The 19,022-nt window shown below is 39.8% G+C and carries 15 protein-coding genes; 5 read left to right on the forward strand and 10 right to left on the reverse strand.

Translation table 11 applies throughout. The features are described 5' to 3' along the window. Positions 1–171: 171 nt before the first annotated feature. The 3 genes from Q7674_RS05310 to Q7674_RS05320 form a co-directional block, all read right to left on the reverse strand. The gene (locus Q7674_RS05310) at positions 172–1,437 is read right to left on the reverse strand and encodes a NupC/NupG family nucleoside CNT transporter (RefSeq protein ID WP_305421974.1); all 1,266 of its coding nucleotides are present in this window, start codon (positions 1,435–1,437) and stop codon (positions 172–174) included. A 474-nt stretch (positions 1,438–1,911) separates the two neighbouring features. Beyond that, complete coding sequence (gene trxC / locus Q7674_RS05315) at positions 1,912–2,346, reverse strand: thioredoxin TrxC (protein WP_045064793.1); 435 nt, start codon at positions 2,344–2,346, stop codon at positions 1,912–1,914. Between the two features lie 418 nt (positions 2,347–2,764). Continuing rightward, positions 2,765–2,962: a hypothetical protein gene (locus Q7674_RS05320; protein ID WP_008989005.1), complete on the reverse strand. Its 198-nt coding sequence runs from the start codon at positions 2,960–2,962 to the stop codon at positions 2,765–2,767. Positions 2,963–3,542: 580 nt separating this feature from the next. Here Q7674_RS05320 and Q7674_RS05325 point away from each other — a divergent pair. After that, positions 3,543–4,481, forward strand: coding sequence for a Dyp-type peroxidase (locus Q7674_RS05325; protein WP_045064795.1), 939 nt, complete (start codon positions 3,543–3,545; stop codon positions 4,479–4,481). Between the two features lie 235 nt (positions 4,482–4,716). After that, positions 4,717–5,574: a hypothetical protein gene (locus Q7674_RS05330; protein ID WP_045064798.1), complete on the forward strand. Its 858-nt coding sequence runs from the start codon at positions 4,717–4,719 to the stop codon at positions 5,572–5,574. Positions 5,575–5,882: 308 nt separating this feature from the next. On the opposite strand, the gene Q7674_RS05335 is transcribed toward Q7674_RS05330, so the two are convergent. From Q7674_RS05335 to trmY, 7 genes are all read right to left on the reverse strand, one after another. Beyond that, positions 5,883–6,698, reverse strand: a complete 816-nt coding sequence (locus tag Q7674_RS05335; protein WP_369526301.1) for an alpha/beta fold hydrolase — start codon at positions 6,696–6,698, stop codon at positions 5,883–5,885. Between the two features lie 23 nt (positions 6,699–6,721). Continuing rightward, positions 6,722–7,711 (reverse strand): patatin-like phospholipase family protein, encoded by a 990-nt coding sequence (locus tag Q7674_RS05340; RefSeq protein ID WP_045064801.1) that lies wholly within the window; start codon positions 7,709–7,711, stop codon positions 6,722–6,724. Between the two features lie 222 nt (positions 7,712–7,933). After that, positions 7,934–9,253: an ABC1 kinase family protein gene (locus Q7674_RS05345; protein WP_305421979.1), complete on the reverse strand. Its 1,320-nt coding sequence runs from the start codon at positions 9,251–9,253 to the stop codon at positions 7,934–7,936. 64 nt (positions 9,254–9,317) lie between these two features. Then, a complete protein-coding gene (locus Q7674_RS05350) occupies positions 9,318–10,871 on the reverse strand; it encodes a cryptochrome/photolyase family protein (protein WP_201798077.1) in 1,554 nt (517 codons plus the stop codon). Between the two features lie 24 nt (positions 10,872–10,895). Further along, positions 10,896–12,206, reverse strand: a complete 1,311-nt coding sequence (locus Q7674_RS05355; protein ID WP_305421983.1) for a DASH family cryptochrome — start codon at positions 12,204–12,206, stop codon at positions 10,896–10,898. Between the two features lie 164 nt (positions 12,207–12,370). Next, positions 12,371–13,831, reverse strand: coding sequence for a peptide MFS transporter (locus tag Q7674_RS05360; RefSeq protein WP_008988997.1), 1,461 nt, complete (start codon positions 13,829–13,831; stop codon positions 12,371–12,373). A 671-nt stretch (positions 13,832–14,502) separates the two neighbouring features. Further along, positions 14,503–15,099 carry a tRNA (pseudouridine(54)-N(1))-methyltransferase TrmY gene (gene trmY / locus Q7674_RS05365; RefSeq protein WP_008988996.1) on the reverse strand — a complete coding sequence of 199 codons (597 nt, stop codon included), beginning with the start codon at positions 15,097–15,099 and terminating at the stop codon, positions 14,503–14,505. A gap of 209 nt (positions 15,100–15,308) precedes the next feature. On the opposite strand from trmY, the gene Q7674_RS05370 reads away from it, so the two are divergent. The 3 genes from Q7674_RS05370 to Q7674_RS05380 all read left to right on the forward strand — a co-directional run bounded on the left by Q7674_RS05370 (position 15,309) and on the right by Q7674_RS05380 (position 19,009). Beyond that, a complete protein-coding gene (locus tag Q7674_RS05370; RefSeq protein ID WP_045064809.1) occupies positions 15,309–15,728 on the forward strand; it encodes a thiol-disulfide oxidoreductase DCC family protein in 420 nt (139 codons plus the stop codon). A 270-nt stretch (positions 15,729–15,998) separates the two neighbouring features. Beyond that, positions 15,999–17,882, forward strand: coding sequence for a methyl-accepting chemotaxis protein (locus Q7674_RS05375; RefSeq protein WP_045064812.1), 1,884 nt, complete (start codon positions 15,999–16,001; stop codon positions 17,880–17,882). Between the two features lie 83 nt (positions 17,883–17,965). Then, on the forward strand, positions 17,966–19,009 hold the full coding sequence (locus Q7674_RS05380; RefSeq protein ID WP_045064813.1) for a hypothetical protein: 1,044 nt from the start codon (positions 17,966–17,968) through the stop codon (positions 19,007–19,009). Positions 19,010–19,022 lie beyond the last annotated feature (13 nt).

Consider the following 19,022-nt stretch of genomic DNA (forward strand, 5'->3'; position numbering starts at 1 on the left):
AAATAGTGTTATATTTTAATTTTATCGGTATTTATCAAATAATTTCCTATCGCAACAAGCCTTTATAATCCATGAAGATAGTTAAACCATCAGGTTTAAGACAAATTTAAGATATAAAAAAGCCGCAGAGCGAACCCCACGGCTATCAATTCTTACGCTGTTATCTCACACTTACAGTGATACAAAGATACCTGCAAGTGCTGCACTCATTAAGTTAGCCAGTGTCGCAGCTAAAACCGCTTTCACACCAAGCTTAGCCACATCACCACGACGCTCTGGTGCCATTACACCAATCGAACCAATTTGAATTGCAATCGAACCAATGTTTGCAAAACCACATAGCGCGAAAGTAACAATTACTTGTGTGTGCTCAGAAAGTGCTTGTTTTACAGATGCGAAATCCATGAAAGCAACGAATTCATTTAGGATCAGTTTTTCACCAATGAAGGTACCTGCTTTCATCATCTCGTGTGCAAGCACACCCACAGCAAAAGCTAATGGTGAGAAAATGTAACCTAGGATTGCTTGCATTGTTAACGGTGTTGTTGCAAACCAATGTGATACCGTATCAAGACCAATTGCACCTGTAATTGTTGCTAGCCAGTGACCTACACCTTCAAGACCTGCGTTTGCCATTGCAATCACACTAACGAATGCAATTAGCATAGTACCGATAGCAACCGATACTTTCATACCGTTCATCGCACCCGCAGCTAATGCATCAATCGCATTACTGTGTTCACTTTTCGCCATTTCAATTTCAGTCTGCTCTTGTGGCGTTTCTTGCTCTGGTACAAGAATTTTCGCCATTAGTAGACCACCCGGTGCAGCCATAAAGCTTGCCGCGATAAGGTATTTAAGATCAACGCCTAAACCTGCGTAACCGCCTAGTACAGAACCTGCTACAGATGCCATACCACAGGTCATAACAACAAATAGCTCAGAGCGAGTCATGCTTGCAAGAAATGGACGAATAAGAAGAGGAGACTCACCTTGAGAAAGGAAGATGTTACCAGTAGCTACTAATGATTCTGCGCGGCTAGTGCCAAGAACTTTTTGAATACCACCACCAAGGACTTTAATGATCCACTGCATGATACCAAAGTAATAAAGAAGAGAGATTAAAGCACTAATGAAGATAACAAGAGGGAGAACACGAATGGCAAAAACGAAACCGCTTTTTTCAATATTAGATAAATCACCAAAAACAAAGTTAATACCAACATCAGCAAAACTAAGAAGACAAGCAACACCATCGCTCATTGCGCCTAACATCTTCTGACCGATCGGGATATATAATACAAGAGCTGCAAAGCTTGCTTGTAAAAATAAAGCACCACCAACGGTTCTCCAATTGATCGCTTTTCTATTATCAGAAAGCGCCACTGCGCATAGAACCAGTACTACGATACCAGCCAATGTAATTAACAACTGCATTATTTCGTCCTGCTGTTTTTTAAATGGGTGTCGAATAATGAAGGTATTGCTGTTTGTTGCCATTGAGGAACGATTGCTTTTGGGGAAAAAGCAAAAAAGGTAGGGATGACGTTAAAACACGTCAACTGTAAAAATGTGTTCGCCCAAGTGTACAACATACGAGTCACCTAAATTAACAAGCTACAAATAACGCAGGTCCAACTCCGTGGGTCGTTCACTTATCCCTGGTGACAGCTTGTAAAATAAGGTGGCTGAACATAAGTGTTCTGACCGAGGCGAGAGTATATAGAGATCTTGCTCACATTAACAATATCATTTTTCAAAAATTGCATATTGAGCAGTTAAATGAATACAATCTGAACAAATGAGAGAAAACGTATTATCTTAAAAAGCATATTCATTACGTTCTGATTTATTAATAACAAAAAGCCAAGCATATTTAGCTCGGCTTCGTCTACTATAGAATCACAAACATTATTTGGTTAATGCTTCATTTAGCCATTGGTCAAAGTGCGATTTAGGTAATGCACCGTTTAGCATGTCAACCATCTTGCCACCTTTAAATACCATAATCGTTGGGATACTACGGATACGGTATTGCGCAGCTAACGCTTGTTGATCTTCAGTATCAATTTTAACGAAACGCGCTTCGCCATCACGCTCTTTCGATACATCAGAGAAAATAGGAGCAAAACCAACACATGGGTTACACCACGGTGCCCAGAAATCAACAACGACAGGCTTATCACTTTCTAATAGTGTAGAGAAGTTATCGCTAGTACCTTCAATTGGCATACCGTCGAATAATTTTTCCTTACATGAGCCGCAGCTTGCTTCGTCATTTATGCGCTCAGAAGGTAAACGGTTCAGTGCTTTACAGTGTGGACAGCGTGTTGTGATTGTAGTCATTGTTATCATCCATCTTTAAACTTTATCTGTGTTTACTGTAACGCTTACAGATAAAAAAACAATATGATTCAACTTATTAGAGCAATAGTTTAAAGCTATCAATCACATAAACGCATAGCTGAAATCAAAACACTGTGTAGAAAAGCAACCGAGATTGTTTTTTAAAACAAAAGAAAATGGGATGCTAATAGCACCCCATTCTGTATTCTTATTTATGAAGCAATCATTTTTGCTGATTACTGACTTTATGACCCTCTAAATTTACGCATGCCCTCTTCTATTTATTGATAGCTATCAATATGTGACACGGTAACAAGAAATCTATTATTCTATTAGTTAGGTGTTGATTCCCTTTCTCTACACTACGCATACAATAGTTATGTATCGAGTTAAATGACGTTTATTTCCTTATTACGTTTTAGTGTAACAGCCCAAGTTCACGTGCTTCTTCAATGGTTAAGCCACTGGCTTGAATATCACGGAAGAGTTCAATACGTCGTCTTGCTGCTGCTTGTTGTTTTTTACTCTCAGCAATATTAGAAGCGGATTCATCTTTGTGTTCCCACTTAGATGAGACGGATGAGATTTCTGAATAATCGATAGAGTTAATAGACACAACAACCTCCTAAAGCAACCTGTGTCGTCATGAGTTACTTAGTATCAAAGGAAATTAACCGAGTTAAGCCGATAAATTTCAGTTTGTGATCAATTCGAGGTTCACGAAATAAAGTCATCAAATCAGAATGAAATGACTAGTCAGTAGTTAATAACAAGCGTATTAATAGAAGTTCTGGACAATTAAATAATGGTGAATATTTAGACATATTTGACCCAACGTCCTTATATATAAGAAATCGTTCTCTCCTCTCGATACAAAATAAAAATCAGACTTGGCTCAAATATTTTCTTATTTATTTCTTCGGTTATTTTATTTGTGATATTGGTGTGTTTTTATTTGATATTAATTGATATCAGAAGGTAAATTGATTAATAACAACTGCCCCTCTCTATTCTTTGTTCTCAGCCAGTCTGCTTTATGTTGAAGCAAGGAGATGAATTTAAAATAATCTATTAATGTCAAATGGTTACTTATAATTTTAAGTTTTGTTTTTGGCAACTTAACATTACATTTTTTATACTACAGTTAGAAAAATAAAAGGCGTAATGTAAGTAAAAAAATACTTAAGGTTTCTATTATGACTAGTCAATTAGCTGAACGCGCTCAACCAGGTGCTATTTCAAATCCAAACACTTTTGCTGAATATCTCACTTTTGTGTTTAAGGAAAATAGTAATAATGATGACGTAAAAGAGATCTTCGCTAAAATACAAGTGATTGAAAAATCAATTGCTCAAAAAGATTTAACCGCACAACTTTCTTTAACCATTGGTATATCAAATCATGGTTGGTCAAAGGTATTCCCTGACATTCAGGCACCTGCGTTATTGCATGATTTTATTGAAATGAAAGACGGTGAACGTCACTTCCCAAGTACACCGGGTGATGTCTTCATTATGATTAAATCTGAGCGTATGGATTTGAATTTCCAAGCCGCCAAATACATTGCAGCAACTCTACAACCTGTGGCAACGCTAATTGAAGATATTCAAGGATTTAAATACTTAGATAACCGCGATATGATCGACTTTGTTGACGGGACCGAAAACCCAAAAGACGAAGCACGATACAACGCAGTATTAGTCGCAGATGACAGTGACATTCACCAAGGTGGTAGCTACCTAACTGTGCAACGTTATGTAGATCGCCAAGGTTTATGGGATAAACAAGCCACAGAATATCAAGAGCAAGTGATTGGTCGTACTAAGCTTGATGACATTGAACTTGATGATGATGTGAAGCCAGCTTGGGCACATAACAATAAGAGTAAAGTGATCATTGATGATCAAGAGATCAAAATGCTACGTCAGAACCGTCCATTTGGTAATGCGATGGAACACGGTACGATGTTTGTAGGCTTTGCAGCATCGCCTGAAATTTTAGATATTTCGCTAAAACAAATGATTTATGCCGACGACAACGGCGATTACGACCGTTTACTTGATTTCGTTGATGCAAAAACAGGCACACATTACTTTATTCCTTCGCAAACATTAATGAATACTTTTGCAGATTAATCTCTTTAGTCTCTTCCCCTGCCCGCCGATGAAAATTGACGGGCATTTTTCTTTTAAAATCATAAACTAATAAAACTATAAATAATTAAAATTATAACTTATTGAAAAATAACAGATACATTATATTTTACAGAATAATTTCTTGATTCCTCGCACGTTCTGTTGTCCCCTATACACTTAATAATTAACCCAATCTATTTATTAGCACTAACGAAGACAATTTCTGGGGGCAAGAATGCGCAAAACCCTTTTAACCCGAGTATCACTGGCAGCTCTTGTTGCTACCGTTGCGGGTTGTTCATCGACACCACCTCCGCCGCCAGCACCAACGGTTGAAAAGAATTTCAAAACAGTAGCAAGTCAATTTATGACTTCTGATGCAACGCGTAGCCAAGGCACCGTTGTCGATCAAGGTATGTTCTACCCTAAAGAAACCTTCTCTTTAAGCTACCGTTACTGTTCAGCAAGCCCAGAGCAAGCAACACAAGATATTGAGCAGTTCTACCAACTAGCGAAGAAGACATGTAAAGCCAACTCTGGCACCATGATCAACCAAGAAAACGATGCTTGGTGTGTACTTCATCCAAATACCGCCGAAGAAACACCAGTGTTCTCAGCACGTATTACATCAACAGATCTATGGGCTGATGTGTGTCCAACAGGACCTTTTGTGACCATGCGTGTAATTGAGAACAAAGACGTTGATCAAGCAGCATGGATTGATGGTGCAAAACAGCTTGGCTACCAACCTTTTTCTGTACACCGTAAGATCGTACCGTCAAGCCAATCACAAGCCGCTTTATTTAATGAAGAAGAAACACCTGCACCAGAGCAAGAGCCATGGACAGAAGAAACTGGCTTTATTGCAACACACGTAGGTGAAACGGTTTGTATGTACAAAAAGACCAAAGATGAAGCTTACGGCGTTACCTATAAAGGTAAAATCCAAAGCGTCAAAGATAACCGTGTTAGCGTACTGGCAACAGAAAAGCTAAAAGGCGATATTCGTGTTGCCCCTGAAATGGATCAACTGCCTTGGTATAAAGAAGCGGTAATTGAAGCTGATGCGCGTTCTTGGTTCATTTGTAACTAATTTCGTAGATTGATTACCAAGTTTAATTGCCCTCTTTTCACTGGTAATTAAAACTATATAAAAATAATGAAGCCCAGCGATACACATGTTCGCTGGGCTTTTTGTTTTCCGTTTACATATACCCAAGCGACTTGGGTATATTAATTTAGCTATAAGATTCAAAGAACTCTAACGTATCTTTTAACGCTTGATTACGTAAGCAGTCTTTTTCCATCAATAGCTCATGGCGAGCATGGGGGATCACCTTCATTTCACATTCAGTGCATTTAGTGCAAAAAATCACATGAGAGTGATTATCTACTACCTTATCATCCCCTGCTTGTAGCAATAATACCTAGCGTATCAATGTGCTCAACATCGCGTATACAGTGCTTAGCCGCAGCCAGTGCTTGCCATACCCAACGAGGGCTAGGACCACCTAAACGTAACTCAGGATGCAACTGATACAAATGTTTTGCCCAGCCATAACGTAATTGGCTTTGGCATTGATCATTAGCCTCAAACGGCTCCTCACGATACGGCTTTTTACCTAACACATAAGAAGGTTGCGACTGATAATGCTCCATGATTTTTGCTATAGATGACGCCACCAGCTTTAATGGAGCGGGCATATTAATACCAAACATTGGAGCATTGAGAACAACCGCATTAAACGGTGTTTGATAGTGCTCTAGATATAAGGTTGCAACAGCGCCTCCCATTGAATGGGCCAGCAAAAAACGATGTTTATAAGCATCTTTGTTAACGACATTTTCAATAAACGTGTGAAGATCAGTGACATAATCATCAAAACAAATCACATGCCCTAATTCACTGTCATTGGTTAACCGACCAGATGCTCCTTGCCCACGATGATCGTAAGCATAAACATCATAACCTTTGCGTGAAAACTCATAGAAAAGCTCCTGATATTTCCAGAAACTTTCATTACGACCATTCACCATTACAACACAGCGTTCATTCTGAGGTTCACGAATACTGATCCAACGGATCGGCACACCGTCTACCCCTTTAAACTCACCCTGTTGCCTCTTCTGCCACATGGCATGCACTTCGCCTGCCATTAATTGAGTAAATACCGATTCCTTGGTAATAAAATCCCTCTCACAATAATATTTCATCATGACAGCATCTTATTTTTATAATTTTATGCGTATTTACATAACCCTTTAACGTCTTCTTGCGTCAAATGAGAGAAATCACAGTAAGGTTCTTGAAGATGAATATGGCGACCCGTCGTATTTAGGAAATACTTTCCAGATTGAAAGCCCAAACGGTAATCATCTTCTAATGATGGTGCATCACTACCAATCATTTTAGATTTCAACGCTTTCTGTGGATGGATTTCATAAATAGTCACATCATCAGGAGGATTACTAAGAAATTCTTGCGTTTTTCTGTAGTTATCTTCGTGCTCAAGTAACATTTCAATCATGCCAGCAGCTTTTGAATGGCCTAAAGCACGACGAATATTGGTCATCCAGCAATGATCAAAAGAAGTATCAATCGGCACAGTTCGGATCACAACAATATGGCGGTACCCACGCTCATAAGCCTCCTGAACAGGGATCGGTGCACATAAGCCACCATCAACCCAATACTCATTCTGAGAATAAATTGGTTGCCTATTTAGCACTGGAACAGCACAAGATGCTTTTAATGCTAAAGACCAGTTTTCAGTATTTAAATTAAAATACGATGCCTGATGGCTGACCATGTTACTTGCTGAAGCTAATACCGTGCGATTACGCATATTCTCACGTCCTTGATGCCAATCTAGCTCAAAGCGTGTTTGCGTTTGCTGCATTAACCAATCGAGATCTAACCCTTCACGACCGAACAAGAATCGGTACACATCGAAGAAATGATGATTTGTGGTTGCCTCTGTAATCACCTTATAGGCATGTTTTTTCTGTCCACAAATATAAGAAGCTAAGTTTAGCGAACCCGCTGATGTACCAATCATTAAAGAGAAAGGATTAAAGTCTTGCTCTAAAAATGCATCCAATACGCCTGCAGTAAAAATCCCTCTTTGACCGCCACCTTCCGTAACCAGTGCTATCTTTGAAATATTCTGAGGTGAAAAAGACAATGCGTCATAATTTTGTACTGCATAAGACACATGCTTACCTATCATGCTCCCCTCTCAACACGTTACGTTTTCGATGCTAATTCATCATACAATAATTACGGGTGATACTAACAAACAGAGTTATAATGTCGAACTGCAAAGTATCAATATTTGATTGTAAAAATATTTGCCTAAATATCTAAATCATTATGCCTTGATATATTTAACTCGCTCATTTGTGAACATTTTTTAAACACTTTTGAACACATGAATAAGCACTCGTTTGAATTACTCAATCATGTAAGGTTTAAACAGTGCATAAACATTCACTCGCGCTTTTAGCTTGGCTGCCAATAGATACAGTCCACCTAATTTACGGTGTAAGAAAATCGCATCAGCGGGCGGTGTATGCCAATAACCACTGTTCATGCTCAATGCGCTGCCAGCATCACGAATACGCTTACCCATATCTGTAACACCGAAATCATATTCACCATTAAAGGCTAATGGTTCGCACGCTTCTAAACACAAATTTACAACGGCTTGTTTTGCGACATCTTCAATAGGCTGATGGAAAAAACCAATCTGCTTTAATGCCGCTAACATGGCGTCACGATCTTGTGTAATAGCCCCAGACATTAACTGACGATAACCTTCCGCAACATGTTCAGGATAGGCACGTGTTGCACCAAAATCTAACAAGATGAACTGTTTTGTCTCTGGGTTATAGCGGTAATTCGCAAAGTTAGGATCGGTTTGGACTAAACGGAACTCAAACACTTCTTTAAACAATAAGGTGAATGCCAAACTCATCACTTCATCACGAACTTCTTGAGGTTGTTTTGCTAATTGCTCAATTTCAATCCCTTCAACAAAGCTCATGGCAAGAATGGTTTCACAAGTTAAATCATCATAGATATCAGGAATTAAGAAACGAGGATCGTCAGCCATTAAGCGTGAAAAGCTTTTTAGATAGTTGGCTTCTTGCTGATAATCTGCCTCTGTATGTAACTGCTTTTTCGCTTCTTCTAATAATTCAGAGACATCAATCGACTTGGGGATCAATCCAGAAAGATTCAGTAAAGTTGAAACGTTATGCACATCGCTATCAATACTTTCACCAATACCGGGATATTGAATTTTTAATGCCAGATCTCTGCCATCTTTCGTTTTGGCGCGATGCACTTGACCAATCGAAGCAGCAGCAACAGGGTAAAAAGAAAATTGCGCGAATTTATCTTGCCAATCTTCTCCCCAATTATGGATCAATACATGATTTAGCTGGCTGATCGGCATCGGTTTCGCATCAGCTTGCAAGCGAGATAACAACTCAGTTAACTCTTTCGGCAGCAAATCACAGGCATCCATCGAAAGCAGTTGCCCAACTTTCATAGCTGCACCACGCAATTGCGCTAATTGATCTGCCACACGCTGGGCGTTTTTTGGGGTTAATAATAACTCTGATGCTTTAGGACGATGCCCTGCAGCCAATTGTTTCACCCCTTCCGCCACCATGCCAGTTGCCACTTTTGATGCTAACGAGCCTAGCTTAGTTAAACGAGATAAACGCCCTTTCGGCACTTTAGAATACTGGTGTGAGTCTTTCATTATTAAACCTTGTTTATCTTGTTTGGTTATTGATGCTAATGAGCTATATCATTTTGCACATTTCTTACAGCGCATCTAAATCATTAAGGTAATGCTCCGCTTGGGCAATAATCGCCGCTTGTTCACTATCATCAAGCTTATCCCAATGCATGAATAACATGCCTACACGAGGGTTCTTGGCTAACAATACCCGATGTTGTGCCATAAAACGCCAATATAAACTATTAAACGGACAAGCATCGCTACCGACTTTCTTTTTAACGTCATAATGACATGATGCGCAGTAGTCACTCATTTTATTAATATACGCACCACTCGCCGCATACGGTTTAGTGGCAACAATACCACCATCAGCAAACAGTGCCATACCTAGGGTATTAGGCTTTTCAACCCACTCTATTGCATCAATGTAAATACCCAAATACCACTGTTCAACCTCACTCGGTGCTATTTCAGTTAATAGGCAAAAATTCCCCGTCACCATCAAACGCTGAATATGATGAGCATAACTGTACTCTAACGACTGTTTTATCGCATAAGACATACACTGCATCTGGGTTTTACCGTGCCAAAAAAACGCAGGCAATGCTCGGTTAGCTGAAAGTGTGTTGTTCTCGCCATAATGGGGCATATTGAGCCAATAAACCGCACGAATAAACTCTCGCCAGCCCAATATTTGACGCACAAAGCCTTCAACTTGCGCAATGTTAATCTCGGAATTAGGCTGCTGATAAGCATTCATGGCGGCTTGTATGACTTGCATCGGGTGCAGCATTTTTGCATTTAACGCAAACGACAACCTAGCATGATACAAGCTCCATGCACTATCACTATGGGTGGTCATCGCATCTTGAAAACGACCAAAATGCGGAAGTAAATAACGACAAAAGTGCTCTAATAAAGCTTGAGATTGTTTACGGCTAACAGGCCATAATAAATACTGCGGAGAAAAGCCTATCGTGCTGATGCTATGCCTTGCTAGTCGCTCTGTAATATCACTAACGTCATTAGTGAACATCAAAGGCTGTGGAATGGCTGCAATATCAGTCGGTTTTAGCTTATTTCGATTCGCTTGATCGAAATTCCATTTTCCCCCTTCAGGCTTCTCTTCACACATCAAAATATTAAATCGTTTACGCATCGCACGATAGAAATGCTCCATCCTATTGTGCTTGCCCGCTGTTAAATACTGATCGATTTCAGTTAACGGCAATAAGAAATGATCCGTGTCTGTGGTTTGGATAGTGACACCATCAAGGGTGAGAGAGCTAAGTTGCTCCGATAAGCGATACTCATCAGGTTGTTGATATTCAAACCCTTGGCATTGGTATTGTTCACAAAGTGAGGCAATTAGCTGCAATAAATCTGTATATGACTCCGTATCATCAAGCGTTAGGTGTAAAACCTCATGTCCGGCTTGCTGTAAAGCCTTAGCAAAGTTTTCCATTGCGGCGAAGAAAGCACAGATCTTTTGCTGATGATGTACCACATAATCGGTTTCTTGCTTTAACTCAGCGATAACGTACAACACATCAGGATTGGTCGACTGATACCAATGATGCTTCGCATTGAGTTGATCGCCAAGAATGAGGCGCAGCATGGTATAACCTTGTTTCATTATTCTGTCCTAATCACTTATTGGTCAATCATCAATATCATAAGTATCTAACGGGTACAGCGTCTCATCTCCGTGCCAATGACGTATAAATGCATGATCAGGATCGAATAAGCGAGTCTGCTTTTCAATATCAAACCAACGTTTGTCTCGGCTATCTGTACCTACACCTGCAATGTATTGCCAGTTCCCCCAATTTGATGCCACATCATGATCGATCAATTGCTGTTCGAAATATGCCGCGCCATAACGCCAATCAAGCGATAATTCATTAAGCAAACAACTGGCGACGATCTGACGGCCGCGGTTAGACATATAACCAGTCTGATTTAATTGCTTCATAAAAGCATTCACCAATGGATATGGCGTAGAGCCCGAGCACCATTGCTTAAAACGTGAAGGATAAAAGCTCGTTAATAAACGTTTGTTTTGAACGCCAGAGAATCGATATAAATGCCGCCCTACCACATGAGCATGCCATTGAAAGAACTCACGCCATAACAATTCAAAGAAAATCCAATAAGTCGAACTGTTAGCAGTTACATTCTGCTCATAGTCCTTAAGCGCAGCCATAATGGTTTTGGCAGATAACGCCCCACAAGCCAGCCATGGTGAGAGCTTAGTTGATAATTCCCAGCCTGAGAGTGCATTACGCGTCTCTTTATAATTAGCTGGTGCATCACAAGAGAAATAACGCTGTAGATGCATTAATGCTGCGTTTTCGCCACCTTGCCATTCGACATTTGGGTTATCTGCAATATAGACACGGCCAATATCTAAATAGTCCGAGCTATTCATTTTAGGTGGCGGTGGTAAATATTTAGGCTGTGGTAGTGGCTTGGTCACGTTTGTATCACGCTCAATCAGCTTACGAAATTTCGAATAGCCGTTTGGCATGTCAGATAAATGAAACGGCAGTTGTTGTTGCGAATATAAAGTATGTGTATCAACTTCAACAAAGCGTAAATGAGGGAAATACTGCTTAATATATTGCCACTGTTGTTGCTCATACCAACCACAATGACGACTTCGATAAATCACATTAATTCTGTGTTGTTGGATCAAGGCAGGTAGTGATAGCAAGGGCTCGGCTTGTACCACCACTAACTGCTGCCCTAACTTAGTAAGATTGGCATGAAGTGTTTGTAAAGATTGCAGCAAAAACCGATGTCGGATCTCGCCCATAGATTTAAGCTGATAGCGATTAAACGTCTGCCATTGAGGCTCGATGAAATAAACACATAGTAAGTTATCAGCATGATCCCGTACTTGATGAAAAATTTCATTATCATGTAAACGAAGATCTTGAGTTAACCAATAAAGAGCTCGTACCGCCATAAACAATGCACCTTGTTTTTATTATCTGGCTAATACGAAACAAACAGCAATAGCGATCGTTTTCTCCCTAGTTTATTACTATTTATGAAATATAAAAAAGCCAGTGTTATTAACGATAAACGCAATAACACTGGCTAATGTGTACTTAATAAATTCCCGAGTGATTAATCGAATTCTGGTTGATTACGGTTAAAGAAGTTCACCAATAAACCAATCACTAACACCACAATCGTTACCACTAAGATAGACTGGAATACATGGTGATATTGCGCCGCAGATGTGATCAAATCAAGCGCATCACCTTTAGGTGTATCCGTTGCTGTTAGCTCTGCAATATTTGCCGCTAAGTAGTTTGCTACCGAGCCACCCATTAGCATGTAAATACCTGCAACTGTACCTGTTGCCCCTTGAGGGTTCATACGAGTGATCGCAGACAAGGCTACAGGGTCAATAAACAGTTCAGCAACACCAATTAAGAACAGACCAATGAACAACCATAGGAATGTAGTGTGACCTGTTGCCATTGCTAGTTTAGAAGATAACGTGATCAAACTAAAACCTGCAGTTAACAGCAATAAACCCATGTTTAATTTAGTTAATGTACGTACAGAGATCTGACGTGACGCTAATACTTTCCATAACCATGTTACCGCCGCACCACCCACGATAACCGCAACTGGGTTAACTGACTGGAAGAAAGCCGTTGGAATATGGAAACCAAAAATATCCGTATCAATGTTACGTTCGATGAATAGGCTGATTGAGCTACCGCCTTGTTGGTCAAATGCCCAGAACACAGTACCGAAGATCATGAAATACATAATTGAGTGTAATTTCTTACGATCTTCTGCATCACTCTTACGGTATAGACGTAGCATCTGTAGTGCAGAGAACGCTAAAATCACTGCAAGTATGTAGCCTGCAAGTAAATCTTTAAGTACGAATACCAAGCCAACCGCTGCGGCAATCACACCTACAATGATTAATAGCCAGTGGCTAACACCTGCAGTTTTACGGGTTAATGCAACCTTGTTAGCTTTTTGAACGTGAGCAAAGTTCTTACGACCAGTACTGAAGATCACTAAACCAACCAACATACCGATACCCGCTAAGGCAAAACCAACATGCCATCCCCAACGGCTTGCTGCATAACCACAGAAAATAGGCGCTAATGCTGAACCAATGTTACCGCCGATATAGGATATCGAGAAACCGGATTCACGTGCACTCTCATGACCTTTATATAACTCACCTAACAAACAACTTGAGTTAGTTTTAAAAAAGCCATAACCACAAATAATCAGCGCAAGTGCTGTATATAGCGTCATGTGATCGTTACTAGGAATACTCAATACAACGTGACCAGCAACCATTAATAATGCGCCAATCACCACAGACCAATAATTACCTAAGTAACGGTCTGCTAAATAACCACCTAAAATGGGAGTCACATAAACTAATGACGTATATGCACCGTACAATGCATACGCATGTTCATCTGACATTAAAAGTTTTTGGGTTAAAAAGAGAATTAACAACGATCGCATACCGTAGTAGCTAAAAAATTCCCACATTTGTATCGCTATGAGGTGAAAAAGCCCTTTAGGCTGAGAGGATAATTGCATATTGATTCCTATAAAAGGCCCGTTTAGCTAACGGTTGTCATTCTTATTTATATACCCAAGCCACTTCAAGTTACTAGGTTCAGCGAGCATATCTTGGTTTGTAGACTAGGAGACGATTTGAAGATCTAGTGGCTCTAAATCAAAAATTGTCGACAACGTATACAAGCCAAGAAAACTCGCCCTTTGGGAACATGTCACAGCAACGATTTCTGTGTCACGCAACTTGGAAATAGACAACCATTACACTGCGTTGCTTTCCTCGAACTCGAAGCTGTGGCAGTGTTCTGAATACTATAACTTGAAGTCACTTGGGTATACGGTAATACCAAGGGTATTTAAGAATGAAAATACACTGAACTCCCCTAAGCTCAAGCATATTCTTGACTCATATTTAGCATCTTAATTTTCACAGTTTTAGAGATTTATTCGTTGCTTCAATGAAAAATTCCTATTCTATTTACATGCAATAAACAAACATCATTCCATTTCTGAGATTTAGATCTCAGCATATTTGTAACCATTAATAAATTCATAAGGTTACTAATAATAGATAAGTATAAAAGTATTACAGCAATCGTTATCTTGTGACATTAACCACAACATTAATGCAACAAAAAAGCCGTTAACTGTCTCCAGCAACGGCTTTTTGAAAAACATTTTATAACCTAAAATTACAGTGTTAAATCCAATTCGTTATGAATAAGAACAATACACTGCGAAGCAAATAGCATTTTAGGTCCTAAGCTGATTTTCTGAGCACCTAAACGTTTTAAACTATTAAAGCTCTTTTTCGGCATTGGCATATGATCGGTTAATAAGAAGCAAGGGTTATCAGCCAATTCAATATCACGTACGAAATCACCTTTTTTATCCAACATATACAGTTGGTAATCTTCAGCTAACTCGCCCACTAACTTTTCAAAGCTAATAGTACGTACAGTAATACCTGGCTCAACCACACGTGATTGCTCTTTACCCATACCTAATGACTTATCAAGCGCATGGGCAATTTTGTCTAACCATGCTTGCTCATGAAAACCAGTCAGATTAGTAATATCATTTGAGCTAAAACTAATGGTACGAGAGAAATCTTGCGTACTTTCAAGCACTAAATGCACCATGATATCTTCACGATGAGACTGCGCCACAAAAATAGCATTCATTAAAACGTGAGCCAAAATTTCAGTGTGAGCATCTTGACCAACAGATGCTAATAACATTTTGCTGTCTGTTGGGGCTGAACGGGCTCTTAATACGAAAGCGCGCATAGTTAATATCCTAGAAATTGAAAGTGACACTTGCTTCGCTACACAATGGTACATATCAATCATATACCTACAGCGAGCGCCGTATTATCCCCGCTTTTTAATAATATGTAACCCCTGTTGATCATATTCCTATTTCCATTCGTATTATTTGGTGTTTTTACCAATGTTTGCTAACACTAATCAACAGAAGCGTATACAAGGAAAGAATAATGGAAAAGATGATTATCTTTTATGATGGCAGTTGCCCACTGTGTGTTGCTGAAATGAAGCAATTGCAACAACTCAATGTGCGCAAACGTCTTACGTTCGAAGATATCTTAGCCGTTGATTTCCAACAACGCTTCCCGAATATTTCGGTCCAGAAAGCCAGCAACGTTTTACATGGTCTACTGTATCAGGACACTGGCATCATAAATAAGTACCAAGCAGAGACAACCTTATTACTCGGCTTAGATGTCACCTATCAAGCGTGGAAAATGGTAGGCAAAAAACCTTGGTTAAAGCTATTACGTTTACCTGTGATTCGTTTTTTTGCCGATAAAGCTTATTTGTTCTTTGCTAGAAATCGTTATCGTATTTCAGCACTATTAACAGGTAAGGCTCGTTGCAAGCAGTGCTCAATAGAATAAGAAATCTAATCAGTGCTCACAGCAATATTCCTTACACGCAAGCTTGTCTCAATGCTTTTTACGCTTTCTTAAAGTGTAAGTAACTCATTCGTGTATTTATTAAATAAATAGAACAAAACGCCATAAAATAGACACAGATTAAGAATTAAAACGTCAATAAAAAATTCTTTGTAGTCATATATCTAACTTTTACACTTTTCTACGTGCATAAATAAAAAACACTATTTACACTCGCCGCACTTTCTAACACCACATTTTTCTGAGACAACAATGCAACTATCACTAAAACAAAAGCTGATCAGCGCGAGCTTGTCTGCTGTTGTCCTTATGGCAGCAGTATTAACTTGGCTTGCAGCCAGTAATTTACAAGAACAAACCAACGAAAATATCTTAGCGCGCGTGCAAAGTGTGGCAACCACAGCCACCAGCGGTATTGAAGATTGGGTTAATATCCGTCGTAGTATTACCTCCTCAGTTAAAGAACCCTATCAACAAGCGGATCTTGTGCCTTTCCTAGAACAAGCACGTGATGCTGGCGGTTTTGACGATATCTACTACGGTTCAGTTAATGGTGAAATGACCCGTTCACACCCAGAACGTAACCGTGCTGATTACGATCCTCGTACTCGCCCTTGGTACGGTGACGCCGTAAACAGCAACAAACAAGTGATCACCACCGCTTATCAAGATGCCATCACTAATGCCCTATTGGTGACAATTGCCGAGCCTATTCGTAATAAAGGCACACTGGCAGGTGTTATCGGTGCCGACGTATTAATTGATCAACTTATTAACGATGTGATCAGTTTGAACATTGGTGATAATGCTTATGCCATGTTGATCGATAAAAAGAATGGGACTTTCCTTGCTCACCCTGATAAGTCACTGTTATTAAAACCGATTGCGAACTACAGCAATCAGTTAAACATGGGCAATATCGAGCAAAGTGCCAATACAAATAGCCTAGAGCAGATCTCTATTAAGGGGAAAGATAAGCTATTTTACTTTGCGAATATCCCAAATAGTGATTGGGTATTTGGTCTTGAAATGGATAAATCCACAGAAGAAGCCAGCTACTATTCACTATTAACCGAGCTTATTATCACAGCTATTGTGATCACCTTGATCGTGGTTGTCGCGGTGGCATGGTTAGTTAACTTCTTGCTACGTGATTTAGATCGTGTATCAAAAGCACTGGCTGAAATAGCTAACGGTGAAGGCGATTTAACTCAGCGTTTAGAACCACGCAGTGATGATGAAGTAGGTAAACTGGCACTTAACTTCAATCAATTTGTTGGCAACATGCATCAAATGGTGACTCGCCTGCGCCACGTATCAGAATCACTCAATCAACAATCACATGTTACTGCATCACAAGCTGAAGAGCGCAGCGCACGTATTCAGCTTCAACAAGATGAAATCAACATGGTAGCAACAGCTATCAATGAAATGGCGGCCGCAACGCAAGAGATCGCATCAAATGCAGAAAACACCGCAAGAACATCTGAAGAAACGGTAACGGCATCTAATCATGGTGCAACACAAGTAAACCAAAGCCAGCAATCAATCAGTACCTTGGCACAAGAAGTCGAAAAAGCAACAACAGTGATCAGTGATTTAAACCAACATGCACAAAGTATCACTACGATTTTATCGACTATCCAAGGCATTGCAGAGCAAACTAACCTCCTTGCTCTTAACGCTGCTATCGAAGCGGCACGTGCTGGTACACAAGGTCGAGGTTTTGCCGTTGTTGCTGATGAAGTACGTGTTCTTAGCCAACGAACTCATGCTTCAACCCAAGAAATCCAACAGATGATTGAAGCGCTACAGCAAACCACACGCCAAGCAGTCGGTATTATGGATGATAGTCGTCACTTGTCTGAAACCAGTGTTGATGATGCTAATGCAGCGGCGGTTAGCTTGTCGCAAATCACCACATCAGTAACCACCATTAATGATATGGCGACCCAAATTGCCTCTGCAGCAGAAGAGCAAACCTTAGTCACATCGGAAATTACCCGTAACACAGAAGGGATCCGTGATGTGTCTAACGAGCTTGCCGTTGAAGCAGGAGAAGCGGCAAAACAAGCAGCGGAGTTGTTTAACTTATCCCACGAACTGCAACAAGAAATCAGTCGTTTTAAACTCTAAACATACCGTTATAACAACGAAAAACTAACGACAAAAGCTAGCATATAACGTGCTAGCTTTTGTTCTATATATAGCTAACTATTATGCCAATATTTCTATTTCTCTTAACAATAAGTTTCAGTATTAGCGCCAATGCGGCATGGGATAACCCAACCGATCGCTATAAAGATGAATATAAAAAACACTTAAGCGCAAGCTGTCCTATTGCCAGTGATAGCATGAAACATTTCGTCTATTTTACTAAAGACAGAAAAGCCATTAAATCTCATCCTTTACTCAACAATCCTCGTTTTGTAGGCGCACAAATCATGTATTCATGGTCTGACTTAGAACCTCAAAAAGACGTTTATGATTTCTCTATCATTCTTGAAGATTATGAGTACCTAAAAAAGCACGGTAAAAAGCTCTTTATTCAACTTCAAGATGCGACCTTCTATTCTGAAAATAAAGCCGTACCTAATTACCTTCTCGATAAAGTCTATGATGGTGGCGCAGTTCAGCAATACACTGATGATGGAAATAGCGAAGGATGGGTAGCTAAACGCTGGAATAAACAAGTTCGAACTCGCTTCGCACTATTAATGCAAGCATTAGGACGCCAGTTTGATGGAAAAATTGAAGGGATAAACCTACAAGAAACCGCTATTGGTGTATCAATAAAAACCGATCCAAGCTTTAATGAAAAAGACTATGTAACAGGTATCAAAGCAAACATGCTGGCCTTGAAACAGGCTTTTCCTTCTTCAACAACCATGCAATATGCCAACTTTGTTAACGGTGAATGGCTTCCTTGGGAAGACAAAGGTTACCTTAAAAGTATTTACCAATACGGCGAAAAAATTGGAGTGGGATTAGGTGCACCCGATCTCATGGTTAAGCGTCGAGGACAACTGAACCACGCTTTAGCTATGATGCATGAAAATAAGTATTCCGTCCCTTTAGGCATTGCCATTCAAGACGGTAATTACATAGGGCAAACCAACACGACTGAAGTAGTTGAAAAACGAAACAACATCGTACCCATGCTGCACTCATTTAGTCAGCACTTCCTGAAAGTAAAATACATGTTCTGGGGATACCAAGAGCCCTACTTTACAGAAGATGTTCTTACTTGCTTCAACGCTTAACTAAACCCACATA

It is taken from the genome of Photobacterium leiognathi, assembly GCF_030685535.1.
GTDB lineage: Bacteria > Pseudomonadota > Gammaproteobacteria > Enterobacterales > Vibrionaceae > Photobacterium > Photobacterium leiognathi.